We start from the raw sequence: 13648 nt of genomic DNA on the forward strand, positions 1-13648 counted from the left end.
CGTTTCACGTGAAACACCCTGGATTATACCAGAGAGACGAAACGCGCCTGAGTAACATCTTGCAGAGCCGTTGGGGTGAGTTCGATATCCAGGCCGCGGCGTCCACCACTGACATAGATCTGCGCCAGCTGCTGGGCACTCTCGTCAATAAAGGTGGCAAGTCGTTTCTTCTGCCCAATAGGGCTAACGCCACCTAACACATATCCTGTGATGCGCTGCACCTTTTCCGGGGTGGCCATAGCAGCCTTTTTGGCTTTCGCCGCCTTCGCCAGTTGTTTCAGGTTGAGCTTCTTGTCTACCGGGATGATGGCGACCACCAGAGTGCCGTTATCGAGCTCGGCGACCAGGGTCTTAAAGACCCATTCCTGTGGAAGCTGAAGTTTCTCTGCCGCCTCCAGTCCATAGGCGCCGGCATTGGCGTCGTGTTGATATTCATGGAGACGATAGGGGATCTTGGCCTTATCGAGCATCTTAGTTGCGGGTGTCATGATTCTCTCTTTCTAAGGATTTACGCATCACGTTGACCAATAGGTCTGAGTAGGGAAGTGTAGCGACAAGCTGCCAGCCTAAGCTGTGATAGAGAGCGAGGTTTTTGGCTTCCGTTTGCAGATAGAGGCTGTCTGCGTCGAAGGCTAAGGCATATTGTTCGGCAACGGTGATTAATGCTGTGGCTATGCCCAGACCGCGATGAGAGGGGCTTACATAGATGCCGCCGAGCCAGACGCTATCGGCAGAATATTGAGGGTTTTCCTGATATCTGAGCTGGATGGCGCCGATGGGAACATTGTTATGCAAGGCTACCCAGAGTTGGGGAATGCCGTCTAATTGCAGATATTGGCTCAGGGTGTGGGTCAACTCCGCTTGGCTGCGATTCGGCCCCAGGTGACCCCATTCCTCATGATACCAGCTGGCCACTTGGCCTATGGCCTCAGGCTTGTCTATCAACCGAATAATGTCCATATGCCTCCATCTTAAATCAAGCGCCTGATGTTGATATTACAGTAGTGGTTACGAAGTTAAAGCCAGAAACTATCTTATACCAATCGTAGTAAATAGCTGTTCATTCTAGCTTGTTAAAATGCGCGATAACGGCGTTAGTATTTTTGATTGTAGAATAACTACTTATCTAAAAATCCTGCCTTGTTCTCACGCGTTTTCCCTGCGCTATTTCTGACCATCTACTTACTGTGATTGGTATTAGTCGCTTGAGGCGTAAAAGGCCTACTGAGGAAAGTGTGGTCTTGGTGTTTCACGTGAAACAAAAAAGGAGCGACTGGGGGGTCGCTCCTTTTCTTAGGCAAAACGGTAATGGACGCGTTAGGCGCGTTCGAATACGGTTGCTATGCCTTGGCCCAGACCGATACACATGGTCGCCAGACCTAGGGTCGCATCTTTGCTTTCCATCAGGTTGATCAGCGTGGTCGAGATACGTGCGCCCGAGCAGCCTAGTGGATGACCCAGGGCGATAGCGCCGCCGTTGAGGTTGACCTTCTCATCGACCAGATCCATCAGACCAAGATCTTTCACACATGGCAGTGACTGCGCGGCGAAGGCCTCGTTGAGTTCGATAAGGTCGATGTCATTCATGGTGAGGCCTGCGCGTTGCAACGCCTTCTGGGTGGCTGGTACTGGACCATAGCCCATGATGGCGGCGTCACAACCAGCAACCGCCATAGAGCGGATACGTGCGCGGATTGGCAGACCTAAGGCCTTGGCTTTCTCCTCTTCCATGACCAACATGGCCGAGGCGCCGTCAGACAATGCCGAAGAGGTGCCTGCGGTGACAGTACCATTGGCTGGGTCGAATACCGGACGCAGGGTCGCCAGCGACTCCAGTGAGGTCTCAGGACGAATCACCTCGTCATGCATTACCTTGATCAATGCGCCGTTGGCATCATGACCCTCGATAGCATGGATCTCGTTGGCAAAGCGGCCTTCGACCGTTGCCGCGTGGGCACGTTGGTGTGAACGTACCGCAAACTCATCTTGCTGTTGGCGCGTGATACCGTGCATCTTGCCTAGCATCTCGGCGGTGAGGCCCATCATGCCCGAGGCCTTGGCGACATTGGTAGCCAGGCCTGGGTGGAAGTCGACACCATGGTTCATCGGCACGTGGCCCATGTGTTCGACACCGCCGACGATAAAGGTATCGCCCATGCCTGTCATGATGGCGCGAGCGGCCTGATGAATGGCTTCCATGGAAGACCCACACAGACGGTTTACCGTCACCGCACCGGCCTGTTTCGGAATGCCGGCTAGCAGCGCCGCGTTTCGTGCGATGTTGAAGCCCTGCTCCAGCGTCTGTTGTACACAACCCCAGATTACGTCTTCAATGGTGTTAGGATCGAGTTGAGGATTGCGAACCAACAGGGCCTTCATCAGCTCGGCAGAGAGCGACTCGGCGCGCACGTTTCTGAATACCCCAGCCTTAGAGCGGCCCATGGGAGTACGGATGCAATCTACAATAACTGCTTGTTTCATTATTCTATTCCTTCCGGGTGATTAGGCTGGGTAGTAACTGCCGCTGGTGGCAGCCAGTTCACGCATCTTGTCGGTTACCTGATACAGGCCACCCAGGTGGGCGTACTGGTCAGCAAGGGCGACGAAGTTAGTGACACCTAAGGTGTCCAGGTAGCGGAACACACCTCCTCTGAATGGAGGGAAACCGAGTCCATAAACGAGTCCCATATCGGCTTCGGCTGGCGTGGCTATGATGCCTTCTTCCAGACAACGAACCGTTTCGATGATCATAGGGATCATGGTGCGGGCGATGATCTCGTCGCTGCTGAACTCCTTCTGCTCACCGAAGGCGTTGCCCAGTAGCTCATAGCTGCGCGGGTCGACCTCTTTCTTCGGCTTGCCGCGACGATCCACCGAATATTGGTAGAAGCCTTTTCCATTCTTTTGACCGAAACGTTCGGCCTCAAACATGACGTCGATGGCGTCTTTGCCTTCTTTCGCCATTCTGTCAGGGAAGCCTTCGGCCATAACGGCCTGGGCGTGATGACCCGTGTCCAGACCGACTACGTCAAGTAGATAGGCGGGGCCCATAGGCCAACCGAACTGCTTCTCCATTACCTTGTCGATGGCCGCAAAGTCGGCGCCATCTTCTAGCAGGCCGCTGAAGCCGGCGAAGTAAGGGAAGAGTACACGGTTAACGAAGAAGCCTGGGCAGTCGTTGACCACGATAGGCGTCTTGCCCATCTTGGCGGCGTAAGCCACGACAGAGGCAACAGTCTCTTCTGAGCTATGCTCGCCGCGAATGACCTCAACCAGTGGCATCTTGTGTACCGGGTTGAAGAAGTGCATGCCACAGAAGCGCTCTGGTTTCTGCAGGCTCTTGGCCAGCAGATTGATTGAGATGGTGGAGGTGTTAGAGGTGATGATGGCATCTTCGCCCACGACCTGTTCGACTTCTGCCAGTACGGTCGCCTTCACCTTAGGATGTTCTACCACGGCTTCGACCACGACATCGGCTTGCTTAAGTGCGTTGTAGTCCAGAGTTGCCGTGATGTTGTTGAGCACGCCCGCCATCTTGGCCGGTGTCGAGCGACCACGATTGATCTGCGCCGTGAGCAGTTTGGCTGCCTCGTTGAGGCCAAGATCCAGTGCCGCCTGATTGATATCTTTCATCACGATAGGCGTGCCCTTGCTGGCGCTCTGGTAGGCGATACCGCCACCCATGATGCCTGCGCCCAGCACGGCGGCTGAGTTAACCGTTTGTGCCTGTTTGGCAGCCTTCTTGGCCTTGCCTTTAACCAGCTGGTCGTTAAGGAAGATACCGATAAGCGCCTTGGCTACGTCTGTCTTGGCCAGTTTGATGAAGGCCTGATGTTCTACCTGTAGTGCTTCGGCTCGCTCGCTGGTAGCCGCCTTCTCAATCACTTCGACAACAGCCATAGGTGCAGGATAGTGTTTACCGGCAACCTTGAATACCATGCCCTTGGCGGTGGCAAATGACATCATGGCTTCCAGCTTAGGCAGTGTCAGCGGCGACAGCTTGCGCTGACGACGGGCTTGCCAGTCAATCTTCTCGCTGATGGCATCTTGCAGCATCTGGCGCGCCGCCGTTTCCAGCAATTCTGGAGCAACTACGGCGTCGATGGCGCCAACCTTGAGGGCGGCTTCTGGGCGCTGATCTTTACCTGTGGTGATCCACTCAAGTGCGTTGTCGGCACCTATCACGCGAGGCAGACGCACAGTACCGCCAAAGCCAGGGATGATGCCCAGCTTAGTCTCTGGCAGGCCGATACGTGCCGAGGTGTCGGCGATACGTAAGTCTGTGGCTAGGATAGTTTCGCAGCCGCCGCCCAGGGCGAAGCCCTTGACGGCCGAGATAGTTGGGAAGGGCAGATCTTCGAGCTTGTTAAACACCTTGTTGGCATCTTCCAGCCAGCCCTGCAGCACGCTGTCGTCTTGTGCAAAAAGTCCCAGGAATTCTGTGATGTCGGCGCCTACGATAAAGGCATCTTTGCCCGAGGTGAGCATCAGGCCCTTAACCCCTTGGGTTTGTGCTAGGGCATCGAGTGCGTCGTTAAGGGAGTTGAGGGTTTCTCGATCAAACTTATTGACTGAGCCCTCGGCGTTAAAACAGAGCCGAGCGATATTGTCTTCAAGTAATTCCACTTGAATCGTAGGACTTTGGTAGATCATTGCTTGCTTCCTTATTGCTTAAAGAGCGCCACCCACTATTAGAATCTTATAGCGTAGGTAAAAATCTCTATCTTACAGCAGGCCATCATTTGACCAGTTGCTGCTCAGTGTGCGTCTAAATCAGATAAATTTCAACACCCAATTTAAACACTTGTTTAATTTTGTTCGATTAGGGGGATTTTTGCCCTTATGTTAGACTCACTAGATCATAGTCGCTGTGCTAAAAATAGGGCCTTGGGATCGCGTTTTTCATCCAAAAGAATGGGGTGCAACCTAGGGCCACAGAAGAATAACAGGAAGCTTATTATGGAAAACTTAGCCACCCTCTATCCCGCCCATATTACTGAACTGAACCGGCGCGTTGCCGAGATCACCGCAAGAGAGCAGTTGGCCGGCTTAGTGATTCATTCGGGTCAGCCCCATCGTCAGTTTCTCGATGATCTGGATTACCCCTTTAAGGTCAATCCGCACTTCAAGGCCTGGCTTCCGGTTATCGATAATCCCCACTGCTGGCTGATCGTCAATGGCCGCGACAAGCCGCAACTCATCTTCTATCGTCCGGTGGATTTTTGGCATAAGGTAGCCGATCTGCCAGAGGATTTTTGGACGACCGAGATAGAGATCAAGGTGCTGACCAAGGCCGATAAGGTGGCAGATCTGCTGCCGGGCAAGTTGCAGGAGTGGGCCTATATTGGCGAGCATCTGGATGTCGCCGATGTGCTGGGCTTCGGTAGCCGTAACCCCGAGGCGGTGATGAGCTACCTGCATTATCACAGAGCCAGCAAGACAGCCTATGAGTTGGCCTGCATGCGCCGGGCGAGTGAGATCGGTGTGCGGGGTCATGTGGCGGCCAAGAGTGCCTTCTATGCGGGCGCGAGCGAGTTTGAGATCCAGCAAGCTTATCTGGCTGCGACCGATATGGGCGAGAATGATGTGCCCTACGGCAACATCATCGCACTGAATCAAAACGCCTCAATCTTGCACTACACAGCGCTGGAGCATGTGTCGCCCAAGCAGCGACTCTCGTTTCTTATCGATGCCGGTGGTAGCTTCCATGGCTATGCCTCGGACATTACCCGTACCTACGCCTTCGAGAAGAACCTGTTTGGCGATCTGATCGCCGCCATGGACAAGTTACAGCTGGCCATCATAGAGATGATGCGTCCGGGCGTGAAGTATGTGGATCTGCATCTGGCGACGCACCAGAAGCTGGCGCAGCTGCTGCTGGACTTCAAGCTGGTGCAAGGCGATCCACAGGGGCTAATAGAGCAGGGTATCACCAGCGCCTTCTTCCCCCATGGTCTGGGGCATATGTTGGGCCTACAGGTACATGATATGGGCGGCTTCCTCCACGACGAGCGCGGCACCCATATCGCGCCGCCGGAGGCGCATCCCTTCCTGCGTTGTACTCGTACCCTGGCGGCGAACCAAGTGCTGACCATAGAGCCAGGGCTTTACATCATCGACAGCCTGCTCAATGAACTGAAACAGGATGGTCGCGCCGATTGGGTTAACTGGCATATGGTGGATCAGATGCGCCCCTTCGGTGGTATTCGTATCGAAGACAATGTGATCGTCCATAGCGATCACAACGAGAATATGACTCGCGATCTGGGTCTGCACGGTTAACAGGTAAGGCGTTTTTGAGCGAGAGTTATCCCATTCCGGCCAAGCCGGTCACCATAGAGGAAGAGATAAAGCATAGCCGCTTTATCTCTTTTCTATTTCACTGTCCATCTGAAGATGCGCTGAAGTGTGCGCTTACTAACATTAAGGCCGAGTATCCGGGGGCGAATCACTATTGCTACGCTTTTATCGCCGGTGCACCGGACAACAATGTGGCCATGGGCAGCAGTGATGATGGTGAGCCGTCCGGCAGCGCCGGGCGTCCTATGCTGGCCAGCCTGCAAGGTGCCGAAATTGGTGAGATAGGCGCCGTCGTGGTGCGCTATTTTGGTGGTACTAAGTTAGGTGTTGGTGGCCTGGTGCGCGCCTATAGCTCTGGCATCAAACAGGGGCTGGCGCAGCTGGAGACCGAGATAAAGCAGATCCGTTATCCGGGGCGAGTGGCGTGCGACTATCATCAGCTCAAAGATGTGGAGCACTTTCTTGAGCTCTGTGAGGGGTTGGTTGTCGATAAGGTGTTTACCGACAGGGTGAGCCTGAGTTTCGAGATGCCCAAGGCGACTCAGAGCCGTTTCAATCAGGAACTCGCGACCCTGAGTCATGGACGCCTCAAGGCGGAGTTTTCTGACTGATGCCCAAGCGGAAGCGAGAGCGGGCTAACATGTTCGCAAAGGGCTTTTTGCCTTGGGTCACAAAGCGCCAATAAATTTTATACAACTGCCGGGATAAACTATGCGAGAATGCGCCAGTGCGTCTTCGCTAACGGAATAATAAAAACGCCCTAATGCAATATAGAACCATTATAAGAATTACAGGCCTACTCATGGGGCTGTTTTCTTTGTCGCTTCTGCCGCCAGCGCTGGTTGCCGTGATCTACAAAGATGGCGGGGGCACCGCCTTTCTGCAGGCCTTCTTCCTCAGCTTGTTACTCGGCTTCGTGCTCTGGTATCCCAACAGACGTCACAAGAAGGACCTGCGCACCCGCGAGGGCTTCATGCTGGTGGTGCTCTTCTGGGGCGTGCTGGGCTCCATAGGTGCCGTGCCTTTTATCTTCTCCAGTCAGCCGGATCTCTCGCTCACCGACAGCTTCTTCGAGTCCTTCTCGGCGCTCACCACTACAGGGGCGACCGTGCTGGTGGGGCTCGATAGCCTGCCCAAGGCGATCCTCTTCTATCGCCACCTATTGCAGTGGCTCGGCGGCATGGGGATCATCGTCCTGGCGGTAGCCATCCTGCCCGTGCTCGGGATTGGGGGGATGCAGCTCTACCGTGCGGAGATCCCCGGGCCGGTGAAAGACAGTAAGATGACGCCGCGAATCGCCGAGACCGCCAAGGCGCTCTGGTATATCTATCTGGCGCTGACCATCGCCTGTGCCTTCGCCTACTGGGTCGCCGGCATGGATGTGTTCGACGCCATCTGTCACTCGTTTTCTACCATCGCCATCGGCGGCTTCTCTACCCATGACGCCAGCATGGGCTACTTCGATAGCACGGCGATCAACATGGTGTGTGTGGTGTTTTTGCTCATCGCGGCGCTGAACTTCAGCCTGCACTTTGCGGCCTTTACCCGCCGCGGCATCAACCTCAAGGTCTACCTGAGAGACGCCGAGTTTAAGGCGCTTATCGTGATCCAGCTGGCGCTGACGCTGATCTGTTTTGCGACCCTGTACCATACCGGCATCTATGACAGCGCCGAGGAGACCTTCGACTTCGCCCTGTTCCAGGCGGTCTCTATCTCGACCACGGCCGGCTTCGGTACCGAAAGCTTCCATATGTGGCCGCTGTTCCTGCCTATGCTGCTGATCTTCTCCAGCTTCATCGGTGGCTGTGGCGGCTCGACCGCCGGCGGCATCAAGGTGATGCGGATGATCTTACTGCTGCTGCAGGGCTCCCGAGAACTCAAACGCCTTGTGCACCCACGGGGCATGTTCTCCATCCGCATCAATGGCAAGGCGCTGCCGGATCGCATCATAGATGCGGTATGGGGCTTCTTCTCTGCTTACGCCCTCGTTTTTGTGGTTTGCATGTTGATCCTGATGGCGCTGGGCATGGATAATATCACCGCCTTCAGCGCGACCGCGGCCTGTTTGAATAATCTGGGGCCCGGGCTAGGTGAGGTGGCCAGTAACTATGCCAGCATTGGCGATGGCGAGAAGTGGGTGTTGGTGGTGGCCATGCTATTCGGCCGATTGGAAGTGTTTACCTTATTGGTGTTGTTTACACCGACTTTTTGGAAGAATTAATGAGTCGTACCCTAATTATCTATTCGACCGTAGACGGTCAGACGAAAGCCATCTGTGATCAGATTGCCGAGCAGTGCAAGTCGGATACCCAGCTGGTGACCATGGTCAGCCTGGAAGAGGCGCAGTCGGTCAATCTCTCCTATTTTGACAAGGTCATCATAGGGGCGAGCATTCGTTACGGCAAACACAGACCCGAGCTGTTCCAGTATGTGAATCGCCACAGAGCCGTGTTAAACGGCAAGAAGAACGCCTTCTTTACCGTGAACGTGGTGGCAAGAAAGCCGGAGAAGAATACGCCCGAGACTAACCCTTACATGAAGAAGTTTCTGCAGCTGTCGCTGTGGCAGCCTCAGCAGCTGGGGGTCTTTGCGGGTAAGATCGATTATCCCAAGTATGGTTTCTTCGATAAGTTCATGATCCGTTTCATCATGTGGATCACTAAGGGCCCCACAGATACCTCGGGTACCTATGAATTTACCGATTGGGATAAGGTGCAGGAGTTTGCGAAAGCCTTTAGCGAGCGTTAAAGGCTTTCATCTTCGCAGGAATTATACGCAGTAACGCTTGTAGAGAATCGAGATCACCTCGGTGACCTGCTCATTCTTCAGTGTGTAGTAGACGATCTGTGAGCTCTTGCGGGTCGCCACCAGATCTTCGGCGCGCAGTACCGCCAGGTGTTGTGACAACGCAGACTGGCTCAGAGGCACGTTTTCATTTAGTTGTGTCACGCTCAGTTCATTGTCGAGTAGCTGGCACAAGATCATCAGTCTATAGGGATTTGCTATTGCCTTAAGCCACTTGGCTGCGCTCTGGGCATTGGTGACCATTGCATCTACATCAATATCTTTTTGCATACGGCAACTCTCTTGTACTCTATTAATTAGATTATTCTAATTGAATGGGAAAGTGAAAGCAATGATACTCAGCCAGCCTGGGTAACTCAATGGGAGCCGACCTGTGTCCTTTTAGGATTGCTCATGATTTTGTAGTTATTTTACCCCGAGTTAAATATCCAATTGGTGGTGTATTTCACAAAAACCTTAACTAAATTGTGATCCAATTTGGGGTTTCTCCCGCACTTTGCTGCAACAATGTGGCTCTCTTTTCCGATACAGATGAGTCGCTTATGGCTTCAGTACTAATTGTTTACTATTCTCGCGGTGGTCATACGGCCAAGATTGCCCAGGCGATGGCGGCGCACTTGAACACTCAAGGGCATAGTTGTGACGCCCTGCGTATTGGCGAGTTTGAGCATATCGATTGGGAAAAATACGACTATGTTGCCGTGGGCGCCTGCGTGCTCTATGGCAGCTACCATAAGTCTGTGTTCGAATTTGTCACCAGCTATCAGGTCGAGCTGGCGGCCAAGCCCAACAGCTTCTTCAGCGTCAACGTGGTGGCCCGTAATCCCGAGAAACGGATCCCCGAGAACAACAAGTATCTGCAGAAGTTTATCGAGCTCTCTCCCTGGAAGCCGAAGGACGTTAAGGTGATTGCCGGCAAGGTGGATTACCCCTCCTGGCGTTGGTATGACAGGTGGATGATCCAGCTGATCATGAAGATTACCGACGGCCCAACCGATCCTAAGGCGGTGATCGATTACACAGACTGGGAAGACGTTAAGTTATATGCCGAGCATCTGCTAACCCTCAAGGATTAGCCTCTACTCTCTGTTCATTGCGCCCTGGCAACAGCCCTTGCCTCGGCGTGATCTTGCTTGTCACCTGGTCTGACCTCTGGTAGCCTTTGCCCTTCATTTAAGGGAGCCGGGTGAGATGAACCTCTATTTTCGTTTGTTTTGGTTGATGTTTTGGCGGGTACGCCATTGTCGTCGTATCGATTTTCTGGGCACGAGTACCATTAGCTATCGCGCCTTGCCGCTGGATTGCGACATTAACCTGCACCTGACTAACTCCCGCTATCCCGCCCTGATGGATCTGGCCCGTACCTACATGTTGGCCGAGATGGGGCTGCTGAAACGCTTCTTGAAACTCAAGTGGTTGCCGATCGTCAACGCCGCCGAGTTCACCTATATTCGCGACATCAAACCCCTGTGTAAATTCGACATTCAGAGTCGAGTGGTGGGTTGGGACGAGAAATACTTCTATGTCGAGCAGCGCTTCGTCAGCGGCGACACCCTTCACTGTATCGTGCATGTGCGCGGCGTGTTCGTGAACAACCGCAAGCAGGTACCGATTAAGGAGATGCTCAAGGAGGCGGGCTTCGAAGGTCCCGAACCTTGCCTACCACCGGAAATCGAGAAGTGGAAAGCCTTCCTCACGCTGAAGAAAGAGCGTAACCTGCCAGCTTAACTTTTTTAGGGAATGGGGCGAAATCCGGCCTGCACTGCGGCGCGGGTGAGTTCTATCTCTTCCTGTACCTGGATCCAGGCGCCTCGGGTGTTGGCCTGATTCAGGTATCTATCGATGGGATCCAGCTGGTACAGCTTGAAGCGATTTCTGGCGTGGATCAGGCAAGGGATCAGGGCGCAATCTGCCATGGTAAAGGCATCGCCGCAGAGCCAGTGATGCCGCTGCAACTTATCGTTCAACTCATTCAGTAGCAGCATGATTTCCTTCTCTAACTGTCTCGCCTTAATCGGATTGTCCTCTTCGCGGGCATCCATCTGTTCCAGTAGATAGAGGGGATTGTTCAGGTCGTTGTCGATGAGACGATCGTACAGGCGCACCTGTAGGCGCTGAGAGTAATCCTGTGGCAGCAGCCGGGTGCCGGTGGCAAATTCATGGTCTACATAGTCGATGATGATGCTGGATTCGGGCAAGAGCTCGCCGGTGCGGGTCTTGAGCAGGGGTAATTTCCCCAAGGGATACTGCTGCTTAAATTGGTTGCGGGAAAAGGGATCGCTCAGCTCTATCACCCTGGGATAGAAGTTGGCCTGTTTCTCGTAGAGGGCGATCAAGACTTTTTGGGAATATCGTGACAGGGGATGGTAGAAGAGTTCCATCAAATGCACCTCCCATTTGCCCAGAACCAATAAGCTAATCTTAGTCCGAAATCCCGCATCTGGCCTGCTTTTAGCTCGTTTTATGCCGTCGGTGTGAGTCGCTCGGTCAGCAGTTCGATGAGTGCCCTGACTCTTGGCGGGATCACCTCAAGATAGGGATGTACCAGGTAGAGGGCACCTCGTCCCAGATGATAGTCTGGCAGTAGCTGTACCAGCTGACCATTGGCAAGGTGCTGGCTTATCAAGGGAGAAGGCAGTAAGGCAACGCCCAGCCCCTGCATCACCAGGCTCAGGGTTCCCTGTAGGCTGTTGCAGTTGATAAAAGGGCTAAGCTGCAGGCGGACACGCTCACCTTCGCTGTTTTCAAACTGCCAATGCCTGGGGAGCCTGTCGCCCGCCAGGCCAATCCAATGATGATGGCTGAGATTGTCCGGATGCACAGGTGCGCCATGGTGCGCAACATAGTCTGGGCTCGCTACCAGATACTCATCGAAGCGGCCCAGCCTGGTCTCGTTGACACTGGGCTGACTGGCGGCGCCTATCTGAATCGCTACATCTATCTGATGCTCGGTGAGGTCCAGCTGTCTGTCCTGAATCAGTAGGGAGAGATGCACCTTGGGATAATGCTGGTGAAACGCCTTGATGATGGGGGCTATCACTCCATCGCATAGCGCCTGGGGGACGGCGAGGGTGATGCTGCCTTGCAGCTCCGCATCTGCTGGCTGCAGCGAGGTTTCCGCCTGCTTGGCGAGTTTGAGCAGCTCGGCGCAGTAGCGGTAAAAGGACTGACCCTCCTGGGTGAGCGACAGGCTACGGGTGGTCCTGTTTAAAAGACGCGACTGGCATCTGTGCTCCAGTTTCTTTAGGTGTTGACTCACCATGGAGCGGCTAATGTTTAGCGACTCGGCGGCGCGGGTCAAGGAGCCCTGCTCGACCACACTGGCAAAGACCAACATACGATAGAGTTGTGATGCGTCCATAATTAACCTCAACGGCCTCTCACCGGTCTAGGTGCAAGCCAATTGCAATCATCTCTGGTTATTGTTTATTAATGTTGTAAAAATAAACCCATATATGGGTTATTTATTGTTCATGGTAACCAATATGTCAAAGTTAGCCGGGGTCGTCTCGAGTCGTTTGGTGGGTGATCGACATGGAAGCATGTCACGTAATCTGTATTCAACAAGCATTTAAGGAGCTGCTTATATTATGGCGCGATTAGAATCGTTCGACAGTATTTACCAGCGCGCCTGTGAGCGCAAAGGCGGCGAAGCCGGTTTGGCCGCCCGCCTGCCTGAGGTGTTATCTCAGGATCAGATTGCCGAGTATACGGATGCCGAGCTGCTGTCAGAGCTGAGTAAGAAGGTGTTTCAATCGGGATTTGTATGGCGCATCGTCGACAACAAGTGGCCGGCCTACGAGGCGGCCTTCTTCAACTTCGAGCCCCACAAGATCTTGATGCTATCGCCTGAGCAGATCCAGCAGCGTGCTAGCGACCCCGAGTTGATCCGCCACCTGAAGAAGACCATGGCGATATATGATAACGCCATGATGGTGCATGATATTAAGCTCGCTCACGGCAGTTTTGCCAAGTTTATTGCTCGGTGGCCCAGCGATAATATCGTGGGACTCTGGGCCGAGCTGAAACGCCTGGGCTGCCGACTGGGTGGCAATACCGGCCCCTATTTTCTGCGCACCATAGGCAAAGATACCTTTCTGCTGACCGAAGATATCAAGGGATATCTTCAGGCTCACAAACTGATCGATGCCGGTTTTACCTCTAAACGTGGCCTGACCCAGGTGCAGGAGGTATTCAATGAATGGCAGGGGCAGTCGGGCCGCTCTCTGGCGGAGATCAGCCGTATCCTCGCCTGTGGCGTGGGTGATAACCGGATATAACCTAGCTTCGTCTAAACATCGGGGATAAGTATTCTGACCCCCATGGATGGGGGAATGCCAAAAAATGTCAGGAACATCAGAGGCCATGGACACCGGGGATATCTTTGGCCATATACAAAGCCCCTCTTTGTCCACTGACCCCCATGGATGGGGCAAATGCCAAAAAATGTCAGGAACATTTTTGGCCCTATACAAAGCCCCTCTATGCTCATCCCTGAGCACCGGGGATAAGCACATCCATGTGCAAAAAAGCCAGCCCGAGG

General features: G+C 53.8%; 14 protein-coding genes. 7 read left to right on the forward strand and 7 right to left on the reverse strand.

Features of this window, described 5'->3' with window-relative positions:
• Positions 1 to 23: 23 nt before the first annotated feature.
• From ybaK to fadB, 4 genes are all read right to left on the reverse strand, one after another.
• Complete coding sequence (ybaK, locus tag K0H81_RS00075) at positions 24 to 488, reverse strand: Cys-tRNA(Pro) deacylase (RefSeq protein ID WP_220059509.1); 465 nt, start codon at positions 486 to 488, stop codon at positions 24 to 26.
• Positions 472 to 960 (reverse strand): GNAT family N-acetyltransferase, encoded by a 489-nt coding sequence (locus K0H81_RS00080; RefSeq protein ID WP_220059510.1) that lies wholly within the window; start codon positions 958 to 960, stop codon positions 472 to 474. Before K0H81_RS00080 ends, ybaK begins: the two co-directional genes overlap by 17 nt.
• Before the next feature lie 357 nt (positions 961 to 1317).
• Positions 1318 to 2481 (reverse strand): acetyl-CoA C-acyltransferase FadA, encoded by a 1164-nt coding sequence (gene fadA / locus K0H81_RS00085; protein WP_144202293.1) that lies wholly within the window; start codon positions 2479 to 2481, stop codon positions 1318 to 1320.
• A 21-nt stretch (positions 2482 to 2502) separates the two neighbouring features.
• Positions 2503 to 4653, reverse strand: coding sequence for a fatty acid oxidation complex subunit alpha FadB (gene fadB, locus K0H81_RS00090; protein WP_220059511.1), 2151 nt, complete (start codon positions 4651 to 4653; stop codon positions 2503 to 2505).
• Positions 4654 to 4959: 306 nt separating this feature from the next.
• On the opposite strand from fadB, the gene pepQ reads away from it, so the two are divergent.
• The 4 genes from pepQ (at position 4960) to hemG (K0H81_RS00110) (ending at position 9048) form a co-directional block, all read left to right on the forward strand.
• Positions 4960 to 6282 (forward strand): Xaa-Pro dipeptidase, encoded by a 1323-nt coding sequence (gene pepQ, locus K0H81_RS00095; protein WP_220059512.1) that lies wholly within the window; start codon positions 4960 to 4962, stop codon positions 6280 to 6282.
• 14 nt (positions 6283 to 6296) lie between these two features.
• Entirely contained in the window at positions 6297 to 6911 is a 615-nt protein-coding gene (locus K0H81_RS00100; protein ID WP_220059513.1) for a YigZ family protein, read from the forward strand.
• Between the two features lie 152 nt (positions 6912 to 7063).
• Positions 7064 to 8521, forward strand: a complete 1458-nt coding sequence (locus tag K0H81_RS00105) for a TrkH family potassium uptake protein (RefSeq protein ID WP_011863832.1) — start codon at positions 7064 to 7066, stop codon at positions 8519 to 8521.
• Positions 8521 to 9048, forward strand: coding sequence for a menaquinone-dependent protoporphyrinogen IX dehydrogenase (gene hemG / locus K0H81_RS00110; protein WP_220059514.1), 528 nt, complete (start codon positions 8521 to 8523; stop codon positions 9046 to 9048). The genes K0H81_RS00105 and hemG (K0H81_RS00110) overlap by 1 nt, the downstream gene beginning before the upstream one ends.
• A gap of 21 nt (positions 9049 to 9069) precedes the next feature.
• Here the strand turns inward: hemG (K0H81_RS00110) and K0H81_RS00115 are convergent, their stop codons facing one another.
• Entirely contained in the window at positions 9070 to 9375 is a 306-nt protein-coding gene (locus tag K0H81_RS00115) for an ArsR/SmtB family transcription factor (RefSeq protein WP_011863834.1), read from the reverse strand.
• Between the two features lie 272 nt (positions 9376 to 9647).
• Between K0H81_RS00115 and hemG (K0H81_RS00120) the strand changes: the two genes are divergently transcribed.
• Both hemG (K0H81_RS00120) and K0H81_RS00125 read left to right on the forward strand, forming a co-directional pair.
• Positions 9648 to 10181, forward strand: a complete 534-nt coding sequence (gene hemG / locus K0H81_RS00120) for a menaquinone-dependent protoporphyrinogen IX dehydrogenase (RefSeq protein WP_220059515.1) — start codon at positions 9648 to 9650, stop codon at positions 10179 to 10181.
• A 115-nt stretch (positions 10182 to 10296) separates the two neighbouring features.
• Positions 10297 to 10833 (forward strand): thioesterase family protein, encoded by a 537-nt coding sequence (locus K0H81_RS00125; protein ID WP_144202305.1) that lies wholly within the window; start codon positions 10297 to 10299, stop codon positions 10831 to 10833.
• A 5-nt stretch (positions 10834 to 10838) separates the two neighbouring features.
• On the opposite strand, the gene K0H81_RS00130 is transcribed toward K0H81_RS00125, so the two are convergent.
• Both K0H81_RS00130 and K0H81_RS00135 read right to left on the reverse strand, forming a co-directional pair.
• Complete coding sequence (locus tag K0H81_RS00130; protein ID WP_220059516.1) at positions 10839 to 11486, reverse strand: glutathione S-transferase family protein; 648 nt, start codon at positions 11484 to 11486, stop codon at positions 10839 to 10841.
• Between the two features lie 80 nt (positions 11487 to 11566).
• The gene (locus K0H81_RS00135) at positions 11567 to 12466 is read right to left on the reverse strand and encodes a LysR family transcriptional regulator (protein WP_220059517.1); all 900 of its coding nucleotides are present in this window, start codon (positions 12464 to 12466) and stop codon (positions 11567 to 11569) included.
• Positions 12467 to 12695: 229 nt separating this feature from the next.
• Here K0H81_RS00135 and K0H81_RS00140 point away from each other — a divergent pair, with 229 nt between their 5' ends.
• The gene (locus K0H81_RS00140) at positions 12696 to 13385 is read left to right on the forward strand and encodes a DNA-3-methyladenine glycosylase I (protein WP_220059518.1); all 690 of its coding nucleotides are present in this window, start codon (positions 12696 to 12698) and stop codon (positions 13383 to 13385) included.
• Positions 13386 to 13648 lie beyond the last annotated feature (263 nt).

This window comes from Shewanella halotolerans (assembly GCF_019457535.1).
Classification (GTDB): Bacteria; Pseudomonadota; Gammaproteobacteria; order Enterobacterales; family Shewanellaceae; genus Shewanella; species Shewanella halotolerans.

Bases quoted from the DNA above. Each gene is read 5' to 3' on its own strand.
- fadB (WP_220059511.1), bottom strand. From the start codon at position 4,653: ATGATCTACCAAAGTCCTACGATTCAAGTGGAATTACTTGAAGACAAT.
- hemG (WP_220059514.1), top strand. From the start codon at position 8,521: ATGAGTCGTACCCTAATTATCTATTCGACCGTAGACGGTCAGACGAAA.
- K0H81_RS00135 (WP_220059517.1), bottom strand. From the start codon at position 12,466: ATGGACGCATCACAACTCTATCGTATGTTGGTCTTTGCCAGTGTGGTC.
- ybaK (WP_220059509.1), bottom strand. From the start codon at position 488: ATGACACCCGCAACTAAGATGCTCGATAAGGCCAAGATCCCCTATCGT.
- fadA (WP_144202293.1), bottom strand. From the start codon at position 2,481: ATGAAACAAGCAGTTATTGTAGATTGCATCCGTACTCCCATGGGCCGC.
- K0H81_RS00125 (WP_144202305.1), top strand. From the start codon at position 10,297: ATGAACCTCTATTTTCGTTTGTTTTGGTTGATGTTTTGGCGGGTACGC.
- K0H81_RS00130 (WP_220059516.1), bottom strand. From the start codon at position 11,486: ATGGAACTCTTCTACCATCCCCTGTCACGATATTCCCAAAAAGTCTTG.
- pepQ (WP_220059512.1), top strand. From the start codon at position 4,960: ATGGAAAACTTAGCCACCCTCTATCCCGCCCATATTACTGAACTGAAC.
- K0H81_RS00080 (WP_220059510.1), bottom strand. From the start codon at position 960: ATGGACATTATTCGGTTGATAGACAAGCCTGAGGCCATAGGCCAAGTG.
- hemG (WP_220059515.1), top strand. From the start codon at position 9,648: ATGGCTTCAGTACTAATTGTTTACTATTCTCGCGGTGGTCATACGGCC.
- K0H81_RS00105 (WP_011863832.1), top strand. From the start codon at position 7,064: ATGCAATATAGAACCATTATAAGAATTACAGGCCTACTCATGGGGCTG.
- K0H81_RS00115 (WP_011863834.1), bottom strand. From the start codon at position 9,375: ATGCAAAAAGATATTGATGTAGATGCAATGGTCACCAATGCCCAGAGC.
- K0H81_RS00140 (WP_220059518.1), top strand. From the start codon at position 12,696: ATGGCGCGATTAGAATCGTTCGACAGTATTTACCAGCGCGCCTGTGAG.